19 protein-coding genes are annotated in these 18,494 nt (G+C 62.4%); 1 reads left to right on the plus strand and 18 read right to left on the minus strand.

From position 1 onward, the window contains the following. The 16 genes from B3H47_RS02130 to rpsB all read right to left on the minus strand — a co-directional run bounded on the left by B3H47_RS02130 (position 1) and on the right by rpsB (position 15,311). On the minus strand, positions 1-789 hold the full coding sequence (locus tag B3H47_RS02130; protein WP_013106375.1) for a TrmH family RNA methyltransferase: 789 nt from the start codon (positions 787-789) through the stop codon (positions 1-3). Further along, positions 786-1,430 carry a ribonuclease HII gene (gene rnhB / locus B3H47_RS02135; RefSeq protein WP_156054789.1) on the minus strand — a complete coding sequence of 215 codons (645 nt, stop codon included), beginning with the start codon at positions 1,428-1,430 and terminating at the stop codon, positions 786-788. The genes B3H47_RS02130 and rnhB overlap by 4 nt, the downstream gene beginning before the upstream one ends. After that, positions 1,427-2,575 (minus strand): lipid-A-disaccharide synthase, encoded by a 1,149-nt coding sequence (lpxB, locus tag B3H47_RS02140; protein ID WP_286985763.1) that lies wholly within the window; start codon positions 2,573-2,575, stop codon positions 1,427-1,429. Before lpxB ends, rnhB begins: the two co-directional genes overlap by 4 nt. A 7-nt stretch (positions 2,576-2,582) precedes the next feature. Next, positions 2,583-3,374, minus strand: a complete 792-nt coding sequence (lpxA, locus tag B3H47_RS02145; protein WP_286985764.1) for an acyl-ACP--UDP-N-acetylglucosamine O-acyltransferase — start codon at positions 3,372-3,374, stop codon at positions 2,583-2,585. 8 nt (positions 3,375-3,382) lie between these two features. Then, entirely contained in the window at positions 3,383-3,832 is a 450-nt protein-coding gene (gene fabZ / locus B3H47_RS02150) for a 3-hydroxyacyl-ACP dehydratase FabZ (RefSeq protein ID WP_013123692.1), read from the minus strand. Then, positions 3,829-4,896: a UDP-3-O-(3-hydroxymyristoyl)glucosamine N-acyltransferase gene (gene lpxD, locus B3H47_RS02155; RefSeq protein ID WP_286985765.1), complete on the minus strand. Its 1,068-nt coding sequence runs from the start codon at positions 4,894-4,896 to the stop codon at positions 3,829-3,831. Before lpxD ends, fabZ begins: the two co-directional genes overlap by 4 nt. Positions 4,897-4,928: 32 nt before the next feature. Next, positions 4,929-5,414, minus strand: coding sequence for an OmpH family outer membrane protein (locus B3H47_RS02160; protein ID WP_156055315.1), 486 nt, complete (start codon positions 5,412-5,414; stop codon positions 4,929-4,931). 90 nt (positions 5,415-5,504) lie between these two features. Beyond that, positions 5,505-7,808: an outer membrane protein assembly factor BamA gene (gene bamA / locus B3H47_RS02165; RefSeq protein ID WP_414718220.1), complete on the minus strand. Its 2,304-nt coding sequence runs from the start codon at positions 7,806-7,808 to the stop codon at positions 5,505-5,507. After that, on the minus strand, positions 7,808-9,172 hold the full coding sequence (gene rseP / locus B3H47_RS02170; RefSeq protein WP_286985768.1) for an RIP metalloprotease RseP: 1,365 nt from the start codon (positions 9,170-9,172) through the stop codon (positions 7,808-7,810). The genes bamA and rseP overlap by 1 nt, the downstream gene beginning before the upstream one ends. A 9-nt stretch (positions 9,173-9,181) precedes the next feature. After that, entirely contained in the window at positions 9,182-10,387 is a 1,206-nt protein-coding gene (gene ispC, locus B3H47_RS02175) for a 1-deoxy-D-xylulose-5-phosphate reductoisomerase (RefSeq protein WP_286985769.1), read from the minus strand. Next, complete coding sequence (locus B3H47_RS02180; protein ID WP_286985770.1) at positions 10,384-11,226, minus strand: phosphatidate cytidylyltransferase; 843 nt, start codon at positions 11,224-11,226, stop codon at positions 10,384-10,386. The genes ispC and B3H47_RS02180 overlap by 4 nt, the downstream gene beginning before the upstream one ends. Before the next feature lie 24 nt (positions 11,227-11,250). Beyond that, the gene (gene uppS, locus B3H47_RS02185; RefSeq protein ID WP_286985771.1) at positions 11,251-11,988 is read right to left on the minus strand and encodes a polyprenyl diphosphate synthase; all 738 of its coding nucleotides are present in this window, start codon (positions 11,986-11,988) and stop codon (positions 11,251-11,253) included. A gap of 66 nt (positions 11,989-12,054) precedes the next feature. After that, entirely contained in the window at positions 12,055-12,615 is a 561-nt protein-coding gene (frr, locus tag B3H47_RS02190; protein WP_013106387.1) for a ribosome recycling factor, read from the minus strand. An 86-nt stretch (positions 12,616-12,701) separates the two neighbouring features. Then, positions 12,702-13,412: a UMP kinase gene (gene pyrH / locus B3H47_RS02195; protein ID WP_013106388.1), complete on the minus strand. Its 711-nt coding sequence runs from the start codon at positions 13,410-13,412 to the stop codon at positions 12,702-12,704. A gap of 140 nt (positions 13,413-13,552) precedes the next feature. Then, positions 13,553-14,431: a translation elongation factor Ts gene (tsf, locus tag B3H47_RS02200; RefSeq protein WP_156054779.1), complete on the minus strand. Its 879-nt coding sequence runs from the start codon at positions 14,429-14,431 to the stop codon at positions 13,553-13,555. A gap of 121 nt (positions 14,432-14,552) precedes the next feature. Next, positions 14,553-15,311: a 30S ribosomal protein S2 gene (gene rpsB, locus B3H47_RS02205; protein ID WP_013106390.1), complete on the minus strand. Its 759-nt coding sequence runs from the start codon at positions 15,309-15,311 to the stop codon at positions 14,553-14,555. 426 nt (positions 15,312-15,737) lie between these two features. Here rpsB and B3H47_RS02210 point away from each other — a divergent pair, with 426 nt between their 5' ends. Continuing rightward, the gene (locus tag B3H47_RS02210) at positions 15,738-17,045 is read left to right on the plus strand and encodes a DUF3422 family protein (RefSeq protein ID WP_013106391.1); all 1,308 of its coding nucleotides are present in this window, start codon (positions 15,738-15,740) and stop codon (positions 17,043-17,045) included. Between the two features lie 7 nt (positions 17,046-17,052). Here the strand turns inward: B3H47_RS02210 and rlmB are convergent, their stop codons facing one another. Next, a complete protein-coding gene (gene rlmB, locus B3H47_RS02215) occupies positions 17,053-17,781 on the minus strand; it encodes a 23S rRNA (guanosine(2251)-2'-O)-methyltransferase RlmB (RefSeq protein WP_286985777.1) in 729 nt (242 codons plus the stop codon). Beyond that, positions 17,778-18,473 (minus strand): ABC transporter ATP-binding protein, encoded by a 696-nt coding sequence (locus tag B3H47_RS02220; protein WP_013123704.1) that lies wholly within the window; start codon positions 18,471-18,473, stop codon positions 17,778-17,780. The genes rlmB and B3H47_RS02220 overlap by 4 nt, the downstream gene beginning before the upstream one ends. Between the last annotated feature and the right edge of the window lie 21 nt (positions 18,474-18,494).

The raw sequence follows: 18,494 nt of genomic DNA on the forward strand, positions 1-18,494 counted from the left end.
CTAGCTCAGCGTCTTGCTGAACTGAGACTGCCGCACGCCCTCGTAGAGGCAGATCGCCGCCGACGCGGCGACGTTGAGCGACTCCACGCCATCGGCCTGGGGAATGCGCACCAGCGCGGAACACTTGGCGACCAGGGCATCTGAAATCCCCTGCCCTTCGTTGCCGAAGATCCAGGTCACGGGTTCCTTCAAATCGAGTTCGTACAACACCGTGTCAGCCTGCATGTGCGTGGCATAGATCGGGCGCGGCACGATGTTGAGCACCTGCTCCCAGGGCGGATCTTCGAACACCGGAATGACGAAGTGCGCGCCCATGGCAGACCGCAGCACTTTGGGCGACCACACTCCGGCGCAACCCCGCAGCAGATACACCGCGCCGCAGCCCGATGCCGCGGCGGTGCGCAGCATGGTGCCCACATTGCCGGCGTCCTGCACCCGATCGAGGATGAGCGCGCTGCCCGGACGGGGCTTGGACGACTTCGGACGGGCGATCAGCATCCCCACCGGCGGGCCGTTCTCCACCGCAGTGATCCAGTTGAACAGGGCCTGATGCAAGACCACCGTCTGCGTGGTGCCGACGCGCTCGACCAGCGCCGCGATTTCCGGGTCGAGCAGGCCTGTATCGGTGGTGATCAGCGGCTCAGCGGCATGGCCTGCGGCGAGCGCGGCTTCGATGAGATGAATGCCTTCGAGCCAGACCTGGCCGAGCTTGCGCACCGCGCCCGGTTCGGTGGACAGGCTGCGCAGGGTTTTGATCAGCGGGTTTTCAGCCGAGGTAATACGCTTCACGACACGACGTCCTTCAACGTGGGAGGGCGGATAGACTGAGCCAACAGGCGGCGGATAGGGGCAAAGCTGCGGCGGTGTGCGGCGCAGGGCCCCAGTGTAAGCAACGCCGCGCGGTGCGCCGCCGTGCCGTAGCCGCTGTGGCGCTCGAAACCATAACCCGGGTAGCGCTGCGCCAGCTCGGTCATCAGGCGATCGCGGTACACCTTGGCGATGATGGAAGCCGCGCTGATCGCAGGCTGCACCGCATCGCCGCCCACGATGGCGCGACAGGGCATGGCCACCTGGGGCGTCTGATTGCCATCGACGAGCAACAGGTCGATCTTGCAGGGCAGCGCCGCCACGGCGCGCTGCATGGCCAGCAGCGTGGCTTGCAGGATATTGCGCTGATCGATTTCTTCGACCGAGCTCTCGGCGATGCTCCAACCCAGGCTGTACGCCCGGATTTGCGCATCGAGTTCCTCGCGACGGCGAGCGCTGAGCAGCTTGGAGTCAGCCAACCCCGCAATGGGATGGGCGGGATCGAGCACCACCGCCGCGGCCACCACCGGCCCCGCCCACGGCCCGCGCCCGACTTCGTCGCAGCCGGCAATCAGGGCAACAGGAGCACCGTCTTCTGCGGCGAATAAGGCGGCCTGCGTCATGCCGGAATCATGTCGAGAATGGCCTGCGAGGCCAGCGCGGCCGTATCTCGCCGCAAACTCAGGTGCATATCGGCGAAGCGGTCTTGCAGGTGTTGCAATTGCGCCGGGTGCTCCAGCAAGTCGCTGGCCGCATCGGCCAGGGCCAACGGGGTGCAATCGTGCTGCAACAGCTCGGGCACCAGACGTTTGCCTGCGAGGATGTTGGGCAGCCCGACATCGGGCAGATAACCCCGGCCCGACATCATGCGGTAAGAGAGCGCCGACATGCGATAGCCGATCACCATGGGCCGCTTGAACAAGGCACATTCCAGCGTGGCGGTGCCACTGGCGACCAGGGCGAGATGGCAGGCGGCGAGAACGGTGTGCGACTGGCCGTCGATCAGGTGCAAGGGAAGGTCGGGGTGAGCGGCCGCCGCCTGCAACACCATGGGTCGCAGACCCGCATGAGCAATCGGCACAACCACCCGTGACATCTGGCCACGCTGCACCAGCAAAGCGGCGGCGGCCAAAAACGGCGCGATGAGATGCTTCACCTCGGCTCGACGACTCCCTGGCAACACGGCCAGACAACGGCCGTCTGCGGGCAGAGCCAGCGCCCGGCACGCCGCCTCGCGGTCGGGCTCCAGAGGAATGACCTCGGCCAGGGGGTGGCCGATGTAAGTTGCCTTCACGCCCGTATCGGCATAGAGCGCGGGCTCGAAGGGAAAAATACAGAGCATGTGATCCACAGCCTGGCGAATCAGTTCGATGCGCTCGCGCCGCCACGCCCAGATGGACGGGCTCACCAGATGCGCAACCGGTATACCCGCCTGCCGCAGGCGACGTTCCAACTGCAAATTGAAATCCGGCGCATCCACCCCGACGAACACCGCCGGCGGTTCGGCCAGAAGGCGCCCGCGCAAACGTCGGCGCATCAGCAGCAGTTCGGGCAGGCGCGCCAGCACGTCGGCATAGCCATTCACCGCGAGCCGTTCGCTGGGCCACCAGGCATCGAAACCCGCGGCCTGCATGCGCGGCCCGCCGATGCCCACGCTGCTTAGACCGGGCGCCCGGTCATGCAGCGCGCTGAGCAAATGCCCGGCCAGCAGATCGCCGGAAGCCTCACCAGCGACGAAGGCCAAAGTCGCCGAAGCACGGGCGGTCATCACCCGCTTAGGGCCGGACGATGCCACGCCCAGCCTCGGCCAGGAACGCCTGCAGCGCGCTAATCGCCTCGGCCGCCTGCGGCCGCTCGGCCAGCAGATCGGCCAGGGCGGTGCGTGCCTGCTCCAGCGACAGCCCCTGCCGATACAGCAAACGGTAGGCGGCGCGCAGCGCGGCGATCTGATCGGGCGAATAGCCTCTGCGCCTCAGCCCTTCGGCATTGATGCCGTGCGGTTTGGCGGGATTGCCTGCCACCAGGGTATAGGGCGGCACGTCCTGCAGAATGACCGAGCTGATGCCGGTCATCACATGGGCGCCGATGCGCACGAACTGATGCACGCCGGTATAGCCACCCAGCACGGCCCAGTCGCCCACATGAACATGGCCCGCCAGCTGCGCATTGTTGGCAAAGGTGGTGTGATGGCCCACCTGACAGTCGTGCGCGATATGCACATAGGCCATGATCCAGTTGTCGTCTCCGACCCGGGTGATGCCGCCATCTTGTACCGTGCCGATGTGCAGGGTGCAGTATTCGCGGATCACATTGCGGTCGCCGATTTCCAGCGCCGTATCTTCGCCTTTGTATTTCTTGTCCTGCGGCTCGCCGCCGATCACGCTGAACGGATGCAGCCGGTTGTCGGCGCCAATGCGGGTTCGCCCTTCGATGATGACATGCGCGCCCACGCGCGTGCCCGCACCGATGCGAACCTTGGGGCCGACCAGGGCGTAGGGGCCGATCTCGACATCGTCGGCGATTTCCGCGCCCGGATCGACCTGCGCCGTGGAATGAATCTTGGGCATGCTGGCCTTCAGGGCACGCTGCGCTCGGTGCACATCAATTCGGCCTGCGCGACCACGCGGCCCTCGACCGAAGCCTCTGCCGTGAACTTGTAGATGCCCCGCATATTGCGCGTCATCTCAACGTACAGATCGAGCCGATCGCCCGGAATAACGGGCTGTTTGAAGCGCGCATTGTCGATGCCCACCAGGTAATACAGCGACCCCTGGGCCGGTGTTTTTCCCACCGAACCAAACGCCAGAATGCCCGAAGCCTGCGCCAGCGCCTCAAGAATGAGCACCCCGGGCATGATGGGCTTCTGCGGAAAATGGCCGGTGAAAAACGGCTCATTGAAAGTGACGTTCTTGTAGGCCTTGATGTACTTGCCATTCACTTGCTCGACCACGCGATCGACGAGCAGCATGGGGTAACGATGCGGAAGCAGTTCAAGGATTTGCGTGATGTCTTGCGTGGTCGTCATGTCGATGGTTCTGTTTTCAAAGACTCGGTGTGTTGTTCTATATGTTGTTCCAAACGGCGGATGCGGTCTCGCAGTTGATGCAACTGTCGCACGGTCGCCGCATTGCGCTCCCAGTTGGCATGGGTGTCCAGCGGGAAAGCGCCGGTGTACATACCCGGCTGACGCACGGAGCGCGAAACCAGCGACATGCCGCCGATGACCACGCCATCGGCAATGCTCAAATGCCCCGCAATGCCGACCCCTCCGCCGATAAAGCAGTAGGCGCCGATCTCCGCACTGCCCGATATGCCCACGCAACCCGCCAGCGCGGTATGCGCGCCGATGCGCACGTTGTGGGCAACCTGCACCAGATTGTCGATTTTCACGCCCAAGCCGATTTCGGTATTGTCGAGCGCTCCGCGGTCGATGGTGCTGTTCGCCCCCACCTCTACGTCGTCTTCGAGCACGGCAATGCCGACCTGGGCGATTTTCACTCCGGCGCCGTTGGCATCCCGCGCATAACCAAAGCCATCGCTGCCGACCACCGCACCCGACTGCAACACGCAACGCGCTCCGAGTCGACACCCCCAGGCCACGCTACTGCGCGCATGCAGCACCGAACCGGCGCCGATCACGGCATCGCGCCCCACGAAGCAGCCTGCCCCGATATGCGCCGCTTCCCCAATTTGCGCACCCGCCTCGATGACCGCAAAGGCGTCCACCCGTGCAGCGGGAGAAACCTGAGCCGCAGGATCGATCTGCGCGGTGGCATGACACCCCGGCTCAAACGGCGGCTGCCGCAAGGCCCAAAACCACTGCGACAGGTGTGCGTAATACAAATAAGGATCGCGGGCGACAATCGCATTGCCCGAGCGCGGCAACGCACCGCGAAGCGACTCGGGCAGGATGACCGCACCGGCCGCGGTCTCGGCCAGTTGCGGGCGCAGCTTGTCCCGGTTCAGGAAGGTGATGTCGGTTTCAGAGGCCGAGCCGATAGGCCGCAGGCGCTGAACGACCGCTTGCCCGTTTCCGATGAGTTCGCCGCCAAGCCGGGCTGCAATCTGCTCAAGCGTGAGGCCATCCATAAAGATGCCAGGCGTCGACACAGCCGACTGGCTCACTTGCCCGACTGAGCATCCAGCGCTTTGAGCACCTTGTCGGTGATGTCGATGCGCGGATTGACGTACACCGCTTCCTGGAAAATGATGTCGTAGTGATCTTTCAGGGCGATGTCGCGCACGACCTTGTTGGCCTTGTCGAGCACCGAGGCCAGCGCTTCGTTGCGGCGGGCATTGAGGTCTTCGGAAAACTCACGCTGCTTGCGTTGGAATTCGCGGTTCATGTCCACGAGATTCTGCTGCGCCTTGATGCGATCTGCATCCGACATGACCGGACCGTTCTTTTCCAGGCTCTCGTTGGCCGCCTTGATCTTGGCCGCCATGTCCTGCAGATCCTTATCGCGCTTGGAAAACTCGGCCTCCAGCTTCTGCTGGGCCGCCTTGGCCAGGGTTGAATCTTTCAGCACCCGTTCGGTGTTGATGAAGCCGATCTTGAAGGGTGCGTTGGCCGCCGTACCAGCCGCGGGCGCTGCCGTCTGCGCCATGACAGGCGTGCTGATCAAAAACGCAGTGGCACAAACCGCGGCCAGAAGAGTGCGAGATAGAGTGTGGAATTTCATGGAAATCGTATGAGGTTAGAAACCGGCGCCAACCGTGAACTGGAAACTCTGGAGTTTATCGGTGGACTTGTAGCGAACCGCCTTGGCCACACTGAACTTCAACGGGCCAATGGGTGAAATCCAGGACACGCCGATACCAATGGACGAGCGCATATCGCTCAGGCTGACTTTCTGGTTCTCGCCCCACACATAGCCGTTGTCATTGAACACCGACATGCGAAGCGATTTGTCCGCGCCAGTGCCGGGGAAAGGAAACTGATACTCGAAATCGGCAATCAGCATTTTGGCCCCGCCCAGCGCATTGCCCTGAGCATCTTGCGGGCCCAGCGAACTTTGCTGGAAGCCACGCACGGTGCCGATACCGCCGGCGTACAAATTCTTGAAGACCGGCAAGGGGCGGCCGTTCAAACCGTGGGCATAACCGATCAAGCCGTTGAACGCGAGATTGGTGGTTCGCGTAAGCGGCAGATACTGTTGGTATTGATAAGTGATGCGGTCGTAGCGCAGGGTGCTGAACGGACTGATCTCGAAGCTCAGGCGCTGATAGCGGCCATCGGTGGGCACCAGGGCGCTGTTGCGGCTGTCGCGCTGCCAGCCGATGGTCAGCGGAATGCCGCTGGATGTCTTGCCGAACTGGTTGACATAGGCGATGTAGGAGGCCGGCGCACCCGGAGAGAGGTCCAGGGTGTAGCGCTCATAACCGGCGCCGAAAAACACCCGGTCTTCTTCGGTGAACGGAATGCCGAACTGAAGGTTGAACCCCGGGGTGACGATCTTGTAATTGCTACCCTGGCTGGTGTATGGCTGGATGGTGCGGTAATACGCATTCACCGTACGGCTGATGCCGTCTTCGGTGAAGTACGGATTGGTGCTCGACACCGACAGCGTGCGGTAGTAGCTCGACGTGTTGAAGTCGACCGCGAGGTTGTTGCCGCTGCCAAAAATATTGTCTTGGCTGATGCCGGCGTTGAACGACAGTTTGTCCGCACTCGAAAAGCCCACGCCCAGAGACAGACTGCCCGTAGGCTTCTCCTCCACGTTCATGTCGAGATCGACCTGATCGTTGGTGCCCGGCACTTCACGCGGCTGCAGCGTCACCCCCTTGAAGTAGCCCAGACGATCCACCCGATCGCGCGAGAGTTTGATGCGGTCGGAGTCGTACCAGGAGTCTTCGAATTGCCGGAATTCACGGCGAATCACTTCGTCGCGCGTGCGGGTGTTGCCCGCGATATCGATGCGGCGCACATAGATGCGCTTACCCGGATCGGCCGTGATGGTGAAAGAAACCTGATCCGTCTGACGATCGATCACCGGTTTGGCCTCGACCCGGGCGAAGGCATAGCCATACACGCCGAACTGATTGGTGATGGCCTTCACGCTCTCGTTGAGCGCCTGCGCACTGTAAGTCTCGCCCGGCTTGAGTTTGACCAGTGCGCGGAATTCATCGTCCTGCCCGAGATAGTTGCCCGCGAGTTGGTAGCCCGACACGGTGTACTTCGGCCCCTCGTGCACGTTGACGGTGATGTAGATGCCGTCTTTGTCGGGCGACAGAGCCACCTGCGTGGAATCGATGCGAAAATCGAGATAGCCCCGGTCTTGGTAGTAGGAGCGCAGGGTCTCCAGATCGGTATTGAGCTTGGCCTTGGAATACTGATCGTCCTTGGTATACCAGCTCAGCCAACCCGGTGTGCTGAGGGTAAACAAGCCCAGCAAAGTGCCTTCGCCGAACACCTTGTTGCCCACGACGCGGATGGAACGAATCTTGGCAATCTGCCCTTCGACTACGGTGAACAACACGTTCACCCGGTTGCGCGGCAGCGGCGTGGTCGTGACATTCACCTCGGTGCCGTAGAAGCCCTTGGCCAGATATTGCTGCTTGAGTTCCTGCACGGCCTGATCGATCAGCGCTTGGTCGTAAGGCCGGGCTTCGGCAAGCCCCACGGAGGCGAGCGCCGTCGTCAAGGCCTTTTTGTCGAACTCCTTGGTTCCGGCGAACTCGACCCCGGCAATCGTCGGACGCTCCTCGACGATGAGGGTGACCACATCGTTGTCGGTTTCGATACGAACGTTCTTGAACAGCCCGGTGGCGAACAAGGCCCGAATGGCCGCCGCCCCACCCTCGGGCGTGTAGGTTTCACCGACCCGAAACGGCAGATAGCTGAACACGGTACCGGGTTCGGTTCTTTGCAGACCGTCAACGCGGATGTCCTTGATAGTGAACGATTCAGCTGCGTGTGCTTGCACGCCTGCAACAGCGATCACAACCGCCGTCGCACAACGAAGTGCGGGAGAAAACCTCAAATTGACCTCGAGCTGGATTAGTGCATCTGGCCGAGCAAGCGAACCAGATCGTTGTAGAGGGCGATGGCCATCATCATGGCGATGACCGCGAGACCGCCTTGCTGCAGCCTTTCTTGCCAGCGTTGCGAAACGCTGCGACGGGTCAATCCCTCGTACGCATAATACAGGAGATGCCCTCCGTCCAGAATGGGCAAAGGAAGCAGATTGAGCACACCCAGGCTGACGCTGACCACGGCCAGAAAGCTGAGATACGCCATCCAGCCCAGCTCGGCGCTTTTACCCGCGTAATCGGCAATCGTGACCGGGCCGCTCAAGTTTTGCAGCGAAGCCTGGCCGATCACCATGCGCCCGAGGGTCTTGAGGGTCAGGGCCGAAAGATCCCAGGTGCGCTGTACGCCGTCCTGCAAGGCCTGCAGCGGATTGCGCTCGATTTTCACTGTGGGAATTTCGCCGCCCAGCATGGCCTCGATGCGCCAGACTGACTGGCCATTGACCTGCACCGGTTTCGCCTGCAACTGGGTTTGGAAAGTACGGCCATCGCGACGCACCTCAAGCTGCATCGGCTTGCCACCCGATGTTTGAATGGAGCGCATCAGGGCGTCTGCCGAGACGATGGGTTTGCCGTCCACTGCGACGATCCGGTCGCCGGCAAGCAGGCCGCTGCGCTGCGCCGGGCCACCTGCGACCACTTCCCGAATCTCGGCCGGCGGGCTCTGCAGATGCAAACCGTAGGTGGTGAGAAACCCGGCGCTCTCCGCCGCTCGCATGCTCGAAGAAAAATCGAGAGCAATTTGTTGCGTCGGGCCGTCCGTTTTTCGTTCGACAACGAGCGCGAGGCGATCGCCGTTCATCGCAGCGTTCAGCAGCGTCCAGCGCAGCCCCGTCCAGCTCTGCACGGCTTCCTGCGAGCCGTCATGCACGACCGCCAAGACACGCTCACCGCCCTGCACTCCCGCTGCGGCAGCGGGCGAATGAACCGGCGGCGCGCCCAGTACGGCAACCGGCTCGCGCACGCCGGCCAACGCCACCACGGCAAACAGCAGGGTAGCGAGCAATAGATTAGCCGCTGGCCCTGCTGCAACGATGGCCGCGCGCTTGGACAGACTTTGTCGGTTGAACGCCCTCGGCAGTTCGGCCTCGGCCACTTCGCCCTCGCGTTCGTCGAGCATCTTCACATAGCCGCCGAGCGGAATCCAGGCCAGGGTGAATTCAGTTTTGTCGGCGCCTCGCGTCCAGCGCAGCAAGGGTCTGCCGAAACCGATGGAAAACCGCAGCACCTTGACGCCGCACGCCACGGCCACACGGTAGTGACCGAACTCGTGGATGGTGATGAGCACGCCGAGTGCAAAGGCAAACGCCAGCAGGGTGATGAGCAGGTTCATGGTTTCGCGTCAGGCCAGTAGCGCCGCGCCGCCCCGCCCGGAGGGAGAGAGTTGCGCGACGCGCTGTTGCGCTTGGAGTCGCGTCTGGACGTCTAGTTCAGCCAGGGCCTCCAGGGAATCACAGCCCGCGCATTGTGCACTTGCCAGCAAATCCGCATTGATCCGGTGAATATCGGTAAACCGGATGCGCTGATGAAGGAAGGCGTCCACGGCCACTTCGTTGGCCGCATTGAGCACGGCGCAGGCGCCCACCGGCATGCGCAGTGCCTCGAAAGCCAAGGCCAGGCCCGGGAACCGCTGGGGATCGGGTTGTTCGAAATCGAGCCGTCCCACGCGCGCCAGGTCGAGCCACGGCGCGCCCGAGGCCATGCGGGCGGGATAGGACAGGCCGTAGGCAATAGGGGTGCGCATATCGGGCTGCCCGAGTTGGGCAATCACCGAGCCGTCGTGATAGTTGACCATCGAATGCACGATGCTCTGGGGATGGATCAGCACCTCGATCTGTTCGGGCCGCATGCCGAACAGATAGTGCGCCTCGATGACCTCCAGCGCCTTGTTCATCATGGTGGCGGAATCGACCGAGATCTTCGCGCCCATGCTCCAGTTCGGGTGGGCGCAGGCCTCCGTCGGCGTGACCGCCTGCAAGGTGTGCGCGGCACGCTGGCGAAACGGCCCGCCCGAAGCGGTCAGCACGATATTGCGCACGTCCGCCTGCCAGCGGCTGCGATCATCGGGCAGACTTTGCTGAATGGCGCTGTGTTCGCTGTCGATGGGAATGAGATCGCCGCCGCCTTGCGCCAAGGCCTGCAACAGTAGATCGCCGGCGACGACCAGCGACTCTTTATTGGCCAGCAGCAGCCGCTTGCCAGCACGGGCCGCGGCGAGGCTGGCCGACAGACCGGCGGCGCCCACGATGGCGGCCATGACCAGATCGACTTCGGGCGCGGCCGCCACGTCGTCGAGCGCCCGGGGGCCGCTCAATACTTCCGTCGGGCAATGCTCGGCGCGCAAACGTTGCTGCAGGCTGCTGGCCGCCTGCGCACTACCGAGCACGGCGTAGTTCGGGCGAAATTCGAGACACTGCGCAAACAGTTTGTCGGCATTGCTGTGCGCGGCCAGGGCAAACACCCGAAACTGCTCTGGGTGCAGCGCCAGCACGGCCAGCGTATTGGCGCCGATCGAGCCGGTAGAGCCGAGAATGGTGACCGTTTTCATAACGCCAACAGCAGCAAGGCCAAAGGCAACACCGGCAAGAGCGCGTCGATGCGGTCCAGCACGCCGCCATGTCCCGGCAGCAACTTGCCGCTGTCTTTCAGCCCTGCCGCGCGTTTGAGCAAGGACTCGAACAGATCGCCCGCAATGGCAAACGCCAGCAGCACGACGACCAGAATCGCGAGCCCGAATCCGCCGAACTGCGTATTGAGTCGCGAAAAATAATTGGGGTATGTCGGCGCCAGACTCACGCAGACTGCAGCGTAGAACAGCGTGGCGATCAGAGCCGTCCAGGCCCCGGCACGGGTCTTGCCAGGGCTGATCGACGGCGCGAGTTTGCTGCGCCCCCAGGCCCTGCCGCCAAAGTACGCCGCAATATCCGCCACCCAAACCAGCGCCAGCAAAGACAGCATGAAAAGCGCGCCCTGCACGCGTAGTTGGACCAGCGCCAGCCAGGCGGCCTGCAACAGCAAAAAGCCCAATAGAGTGAGCGTCAAAGGATGACGCAGCGCCGCGGGCAGGCGGGCCTTGGGCAGACTCAGCCCCAACGCGAGCAACCATGCCATGCTGCAGGCCAGCCAGAACCAGCGCCAGGCTAAAGCCATCTGCCAGGCCTGCTGTTGCAGTAGCCAGAGCAAAGCCGCCGCAATCGCCGCCCAGAGCAAAGCCCAGAAGGACAACGCGCTAAAGCCTTGATAGCCAGCCAGCCGCGCCCACTCGCCCATGCCCACAGCACAAAACGCCAGCGCCAATAGCGCAAATGGCAGGGGATCACGCCAGAACAAGGTAGGCAGCAAAAGTGCCATCAACACCAGGGCGGTCAGGACGCGCTGTCGCAACATGATGCAGATGCGCCGCTCGCCGCCTCAGGCCGCGGCGGGCGATTTGGCCTCGGGGACGCCACCGAAACGACGCTGGCGGCTGGCAAAATCGGCCAGCGCTGCGTCAAAGGCTTCGGCATTGAAGTCGGGCCAGAGAATATCGCTGAAATAGAGCTCGGTATAGGCCAGTTGCCAGAGCAGGAAATTGCTGATGCGATGCTCGCCCCCGGTGCGGATCAGCAGATCTGGGTCGGGCGAGTGCGACAGGGCCAGATGCCGCGCTAGCGCTTGCTGCGTGGGGGCCTCCTGCGCGGCTAACAGAGCTTGTGCCGCCTGCGTCATGTCCCAACGCCCGCCATAGTTGAGCGCCACGTTGAGCACCAGGGTGTCATTTTGGCGGGTCAATGCCTCGGACTGGTCGATGAGCGCGCGCATCTCGACAGAAAAGGCCGACAGATCGCCCACCACATGCAACTGCACGCCTTGTCTGGCCAGTTCCGCAGACTCACGCTGTAGCGCCTTGACGAACAGGTCCATCAAGGTTTGCACCTCCTCTGCCGGCCGCGCCCAGTTTTCAGAAGAAAACGCGAACACCGTGAGGTGCTTCACACCGATCTCCGCGCAGTGACGCACGATTTTTTTCAGCGCGTCAACACCGAATTTATGCCCGGAGGAACGCGGCAAGAACCTTCGCTGCGCCCAACGTCCGTTGCCATCCATGACCACCGCCACATGGCGTGGCAGCGTGGAGGGGTCGCGCTTGGCGATGGTTTTCTTGCTCATGCCATCAATATGAGAAACACAGCTTGGAACGCCGATCAGAGCAGCGGAACAATCCGCTGGCTCCCGTCAGACCGCCATGATCTCCGCTTCTTTTTGCGCCAGTTGTTTGTCGATCTCGGCAATACAGCGGTCGGTAATTTTCTGCACCTCGTCCTGCGCGCGGCGCTCGTCGTCTTCGGAGACTTCTTTCGCTTTGACGAGGTCTTTCAGGCTTTGGTTCGCATCGCGGCGCAAATTGCGCACGGCCACCTTGGCCCCCTCGCCTTCTTGCTTGATGACCTTGACCAGATCGCGACGGCGCTCTTCGGTCAGCGCAGGCATGGGCACGCGAATGATGTCGCCCTGCGTCTGGGGATTCAGACCCAGATCGGACTCACGAATCGCCTTTTCGACGGCCTGGACCATTTTCTTTTCCCACGGCTGCACGCTGATGGTGCGGGCATCGACCAGATTCATGTTCGCCACCTGATTGATCGCCATCATGGTGCCGTAATAGTCCACCATCACATGATCGAGCAAGCCGGTATGCGCACGCCCGGTACGCACCTTGGCCAGATCGAGCTTGAGCGACTCGATCGACTTGTGCATTTTTTCTTCGGTGTTTTTCTTGATCTCTGCGATTCCCATGATGCACTCCAAAAACAGATCGGGAAAAAACAAAACCCGCTGCGCAAAAAGCAGCGCGGCGCGGGCCTCAAAGACTGCGATGGTAATCAGACGTAGACGTCCGTGCCTTCGTCTGCGCCTTGAACCACGCGCATCAGCGCCCCCGGCTTGAAAATGCTGAATACGCGAATCGGCATCTTCTGCTCGCGGCACAGCGCAAAGGCCGTCGCGTCCATCACTTGTAAACGCCGCGCGATCGCCTCATCGAAGCTGATCCGCGCATAACGCTCGGCCTGCGGGTCTTTGGCCGGATCGGCGGTGTAGATGCCATCGACCTTGGTCGCCTTGAGCATGACCTCGGCACCAACCTCGGCTGCACGCAGCGCGGCGGCCGTATCGGTGGTGAAGAACGGATTGCCCGTGCCGCCTGCAAAAATCACCGACTTGCCTTCCTCGAGGTACTGCAGCGCCTTGGGCCGCACATAAGACTCGACGACCTGGTCGATGGCAATGGCTGACATCACGCGCGGATTCAGCCCGGCGTGCTTCATGGCGTCGCTCAGCGCAAGTGAATTCATCACCGTCGCCAGCATGCCCATATAGTCCGCCGTCGCCCGGTCCATGCCCACAGCGCCCCCCGCCACTCCGCGGAAGATGTTGCCGCCACCGATGACTATCGCCAGCTGCACGCCCGAATGCACCACCTCGGCGATGTCCCGCACCATGGCCTCGATGGTGACGCGATTGATGCCATAAGCATCATCGCCCATCAGGGCCTCGCCCGAGAGCTTGAGCAGAACACGTTTGTATCCGGACATGGTGACTCCTGGCGAGCGGTAGAAAGGTGAAAAGGCCGAGTTGGAGAAGCTGCAAAGAAGCGAGACGACAAGGTGCTAGGCGACCGGGCCCAATCGACCCAATTGGCCCAAATCGGCCCCGGTCAGCCGGGCAACGGCGCTCAACCTTGCTTGGCTGCAGCCATCTGCGCGGCCACCTCTTCCGCAAAATTCTCCGACTTTTTTTCGATGCCCTCACCCACCACGTACATGGTGAAGCCGTGCACCGTGGTGTTGGCGGATTTCAGCATTTGCTCGACCGTCTGCTTGTCGTTCTTGACGAACACCTGATCGAACAGCGAGACTTCCTTGAGGTATTTCTGCACCGAGCCTTCAACCATCTTGGCGATGATCTCGGCGGGCTTGCCCGACTCGGCCGCTTTTTGCGAGGCGATGGAGCGCTCTTTCTCGATCAGCTCGGCGGGCACCTGCGACGACGACAGCGCCACCGGCTTCATCGCGGCGATGTGCATGGCCACATCCTTGGCGGCCACTTCGTCGCCGGTGAACTCGACCATCACGCCGATGCGCGTACCGTGCAGATAGCTCACCAGCTTGTGATCGCCCGCAAAACGCTTGAAGCGACGAATGGTCATGTTCTCGCCGATCTTGCCGATCAGCTTGCTGCGGCGCGCTTCGATGGTTTCGCCATCGAGCGTCAGTGCCGACAGCGCCGCCACGTCGGCAGGGTTCTGCGCCGCGATCAACTGGGTCAGGTCTTTGCCGAAGGCCAGGAAATCGTCATTCTTGGCCACGAAATCGGTTTCGCAGTTCAGCTCGATCATCGCGCCGGTCGTGCCGTTGATATAGGCCGCCACGATGCCTTCGGCCGTCACGCGCGAAGCCGCCTTGCTGGCCTTGCTGCCGAGCTTGACGCGCAGGATTTCCTCAGCGCGATCCATATCGCCTTCGGCCTCGGTCAGCGCCTTTTTGCACTCCATCATCGGGGCATCGGTCTTGGCACGCAGTTCTGCCACCATGCTTGCGGTAATTGCCGCCATTGTTGAACTCCTTGAAATCGAAAACTAGAAACGCAGTTGAAAAAAAGGGGCTGTGTATCGCAGCCCCGGGGTGTTTCAGGCCGGTGAATCGGGCCGTTGCAGCAGGATCATCTTGGCCCCGTCAAGCGGCAGGCGCGTCTTCCTGAACTTCGACGAATTCTTCTTCGCCCTCAGAGACGGCTTGCACGACTTCATTGACCGCGTCGTTCTTGCCTTCCAGGATGGCATCGGCCATGCCCTGCGCGTACAGCATCACGGCTTTGGCCGAGTCGTCGTTGCCCGGAATGATGTGAGTCACGCCCAGCGGGGAATGGTTGGTATCGACCACGCCGATCACCGGAATGCCCAGCGTCTTCGCCTCGGCGATGGCGATCTTGTGGTAGCCCACATCGATGACAAAAATCGCATCGGGCAGAGCCGCCATATCTTGAATACCGCCGATGGATTTTTCCAGCTTATCCATTTCGCGCTGGAAGGTCAGCGCTTCTTTTTTGCTCATCTGCTCGAGCACACCCTCGGCCGCCTGGGCCTGCATGTCCTTGAGCTTCTTGATCGAGGTCTTGACCGTCTTGAAGTTGGTCAGCATGCCGCCGAGCCAGCGCTGGTCGACATAGGGCATGCCGCAACGCTCGGCCTGTTCACGCACGATTTCACCCGCCTGACGCTTGGTGCCGACGAACAGAATGGTGCCACGGCGCGCAGCCAGTTGGCGAGCGAACTTCGCCGCCTCCAAGTACATCGGCAGCGTCTTTTCGAGGTTGACGATATGGATTTTGTTGCGATGGCCGTAGATGTACGGGGCCATCTTGGGATTCCAGAAGCGGGTTTGGTGACCGAAGTGCACCCCGGCTTCCAGCATTTGACGCATTGAGACTGACATAAAGTTTCCAATCCAAGTTGGGTCTGAAATCCGGCTCTGATTGGCACGCCGCCCAAATTCTCCAGTGCAAGCACCGGGTAACTTCGGCAGCGGCTCAACACCTGGTTGAGCCGGTTTGCGGGTGGTTTGCGCCACAGTTTGCGCCACACAATGACCTCGTGCTGAATTTTGAGCGATCCGTCAAATCACTCCCTCATTCGCGTTGGTAGCATGGCGCGCTCTGTGCTTCTGTTTTGTGCTGCTTGATGCGGGCCAGTCACTTTTTTGTTGCGCTGGCCCGGTGCTTTCTGAACGCTTTTTATGCGTTCATTCCGCACCGCACAAAACCCGAGCATCATAGCAGACTTCCGCCCACCCAGACCGACTGACGGGCTCGGCCCCGTCCTGCGTCTTTCAGTTTTTCTTTCAGCCCACCGCTCGTCTCTCATGTCCGAACATCCTTTGCGTCAGCAGCTTCACAACGAGATCCACGCCCGCCCGTTCGAGCGTGTGGGTGCGCCGGCGCAGGTCAGCCATCAAGTGATGCTGGTCAGCCCGTCCGAGTCGCAGCAGGCGTTTGAACACCTCAGTGAACTGCTCGGCAATCTGCACCTGCCGCCGCCAGCAATGGGCAGCATGTTTCACACGGAGCAGATCGGCCCGGTGCGCCTGCGCTGGGAGCGCCACGGCGAGTTCGTCAGCTACACCTTCATTACGCACGAGGCCCTCGGCCCGGAAGATCCGCTGTTTGAACGCTGCGCCTGCGACCGCGTTTCGGCGGAATGGCTGGCGCGCATTCCGGGGCAACGCCTGTGCGCCAACCACGTCGCCGTCATGCCCGAGGGCGAACTGGGCTGCGACACCCTGCCTGATTTTTCCGCGGTTCTCGACATCGATGCACTGGTCGGGTCGGATGTGGCCGACGGTCATGCACAGGTCTTCACCGATCTGCGCATCGCGCCCGACGGCTTTACCCGCTTCATTGTGTTGAGCAAGGCCATGTCGGCGCGGCGGCGCGGGCGACTGGTGCAGCGCCTGCTCGAAATCGAGACTTATCGCCTGCTGTCTTTGCTGACGCTACCGGTCGCTCGCGAACTCACCCCCCAACTCAACCGATACGAGCAGGATCTGGTGAGCATCATGGACGCCATCGGCAGCAACGGCGGCGCCGAAGACGCCGAGCCGAATCGCGACCACAAAACCCTGGATCGTCTGACTTTGCTGGCGTCTGCCGTGGAAGGTGTCTATGCCGCTTCTCACGGCCGGTTTACCGCGGCGAATGCGTACTACGACCTGGTCAACCGGCGTGTGACCGAACTGCACGAAAAGCCGATCTTCGGCCTGCAGACCATCGGGCAATTCCTGGAGCGTCGGCTGGCACCCGCGATGCAAACCTGCGCCTGGGCGGCACGGCGACAGCAGGCGCTTTCCGAGCGGGTTTCACGCTGCAGCAACCTGCTGCGCACACGGGTGGAAGTGGCCATGCAGCAGCAAAACCGCAGCTTGCTGGCGTCGATGAACCGTCGGCAGTTCCTGCAACTCCGTCTGCAGCAGACGGTCGAGGGCCTGTCGGTGGCCGCGATCACGTACTACATGGCGTCACTGGTGGGCCATTTGTTCGAAGCGGCCGAACCCTGGCTGCACATCAAGCCCAAGCTGGCCGAGGGCATTTCCATCCCGATCATCGCCCTGATTGTCTGGATTGCGCTGCAGCGCATGCATCACCGCTTGGAGCGCGCCAGCGAAGCCCGATAGATCAGGCTCAGGCGCGCCGTTGACGCACGGCCTCGTAAAGACAAACCCCGGCGGCGACGGAGACGTTGAGGCTCTCCACCGCGCCGAGCATGGGAATCTGCAGCAGCTGATCGCAGGTCTCGCGCACCAGACGGCGCATGCCGGCGCCCTCGGCGCCCATCACCAGCACCGCGGGCTGCGTCCATTTGGCGGCGTAGACATCGTCGGTCGCGGCCTCGTCAGTACCCATCACCCACAGGCCACGATCCTGCAATTCGCCCAGACTGCGCACCAGATTGGTCACCATGAGATAGGGCACGGTTTCCGCCGCGCCGCTGGCCACGCGAGCCACGGTGGGGTTGAGCCCGACCGCGCGATCTTTCGGCGCAATGACCAGATGCACCCCCGCCGCGTCGGCAGTACGAAGGATGGCGCCGAGGTTGTGCGGATCGGTCACGCCATCGAGCGCCAGCACCAGCGGCGCGCCCTCCACGGCATCGAGCACGGCGTGCAGGTCGTGCACAGTCGGCAAGTCATCGACCTGCGCCACCACGCCCTGATGACGGTCGGTGCCCGCCAGCGCAGTCAGGCGCTCGGCGCTGAGGGTTTTCAGCTCCACGCCCGAGGCCTCGACTTTGCGCAGAAACTGCTGCATGCGCGCATCGCGCCGACTGGCATCGACATACACCGCGTGCACCGACGCAGGGGCCGCACGCAGGCGCGCGCCCACCGCGTGAAATCCGTAGAGCGGCTTCATGCAGCCACCGCCTGGGGTTGTTCGGTCAAGTGACCGGCGTGCATGGTGCACACGCGGTCGCAGCGTGCGGCCAGCGCCGGATCGTGTGTGACCAGTACCAGCGTTGCCTCCATTTCGGCGCGCAGCCGGAACATCAAATCCATGATGCGCTCACCTGTGGCCGCATCGAGATTGCCCGTTGGCTCGTCGGCCAAGACCAGCCGGGGTCGGCCCACGAAGGCGCGGGCCAGGGCAACGCGCTGTTGCTCACCGCCTGACAGCAAGGCCGGGCGATGATGCAGGCGCTGGCCCAGACCCACGGCGTGCAGCAAGGTCGTTGCGGCGTCCACCGCGCCGTGAGCGCGCCCGGAAATTTCCAGAGGCAGCACCACGTTTTCCAGCGCGGTGTAGTGGTCGATGAGCTGAAAATTCTGGAACACGAAGCCGATTTTCTGCGCCCGCAGATCGGCCCGGCCGTTCTCGTCGAGGCTGTCGAGATCAACGCCGTCGATCCACACCTGACCTGTGCTGGGCCGATCCATGCCGGCGAGCAAAGCCAGCAGCGTGGATTTCCCCGAGCCCGAGGCGCCAGTAATGGCCACACTCTGTCCCGCAGGAACTCGCAGTTGCACCGCGTGAAGAATGGTCAGGGCGTCGCCGACATCGGAAACGGTCTTGCCCAGATCCTGCGCGACAATCACATCGACCGTCATGGAAGCCTTGTTATGAAAAAT

This window comes from Thiomonas sp. UBA7699, assembly GCF_002482605.1.
Classification (GTDB): Bacteria; Pseudomonadota; Gammaproteobacteria; order Burkholderiales; family Burkholderiaceae_C; genus Thiomonas; species Thiomonas arsenitoxydans.

Coding starts and splice junctions, on each gene's coding strand:
- B3H47_RS02160 (WP_156055315.1), bottom strand. CDS start 5,414: ATGGCGCAGACGGCAGCGCCCGCGGCTGGTACGGCGGCCAACGCACCC.
- lpxB (WP_286985763.1), bottom strand. CDS start 2,575: ATGACCGCCCGTGCTTCGGCGACTTTGGCCTTCGTCGCTGGTGAGGCT.
- frr (WP_013106387.1), bottom strand. CDS start 12,615: ATGGGAATCGCAGAGATCAAGAAAAACACCGAAGAAAAAATGCACAAG.
- ispC (WP_286985769.1), bottom strand. CDS start 10,387: ATGAAAACGGTCACCATTCTCGGCTCTACCGGCTCGATCGGCGCCAAT.
- B3H47_RS02180 (WP_286985770.1), bottom strand. CDS start 11,226: ATGTTGCGACAGCGCGTCCTGACCGCCCTGGTGTTGATGGCACTTTTG.
- rnhB (WP_156054789.1), bottom strand. CDS start 1,430: ATGACGCAGGCCGCCTTATTCGCCGCAGAAGACGGTGCTCCTGTTGCC.
- lpxD (WP_286985765.1), bottom strand. CDS start 4,896: ATGGATGGCCTCACGCTTGAGCAGATTGCAGCCCGGCTTGGCGGCGAA.
- B3H47_RS02210 (WP_013106391.1), top strand. CDS start 15,738: ATGTCCGAACATCCTTTGCGTCAGCAGCTTCACAACGAGATCCACGCC.
- B3H47_RS02220 (WP_013123704.1), bottom strand. CDS start 18,473: ATGACGGTCGATGTGATTGTCGCGCAGGATCTGGGCAAGACCGTTTCC.
- rpsB (WP_013106390.1), bottom strand. CDS start 15,311: ATGTCAGTCTCAATGCGTCAAATGCTGGAAGCCGGGGTGCACTTCGGT.
- uppS (WP_286985771.1), bottom strand. CDS start 11,988: ATGAGCAAGAAAACCATCGCCAAGCGCGACCCCTCCACGCTGCCACGC.
- tsf (WP_156054779.1), bottom strand. CDS start 14,431: ATGGCGGCAATTACCGCAAGCATGGTGGCAGAACTGCGTGCCAAGACC.
- rseP (WP_286985768.1), bottom strand. CDS start 9,172: ATGAACCTGCTCATCACCCTGCTGGCGTTTGCCTTTGCACTCGGCGTG.
- lpxA (WP_286985764.1), bottom strand. CDS start 3,374: ATGCCCAAGATTCATTCCACGGCGCAGGTCGATCCGGGCGCGGAAATC.
- pyrH (WP_013106388.1), bottom strand. CDS start 13,412: ATGTCCGGATACAAACGTGTTCTGCTCAAGCTCTCGGGCGAGGCCCTG.
- rlmB (WP_286985777.1), bottom strand. CDS start 17,781: ATGAAGCCGCTCTACGGATTTCACGCGGTGGGCGCGCGCCTGCGTGCG.
- fabZ (WP_013123692.1), bottom strand. CDS start 3,832: ATGACGACCACGCAAGACATCACGCAAATCCTTGAACTGCTTCCGCAT.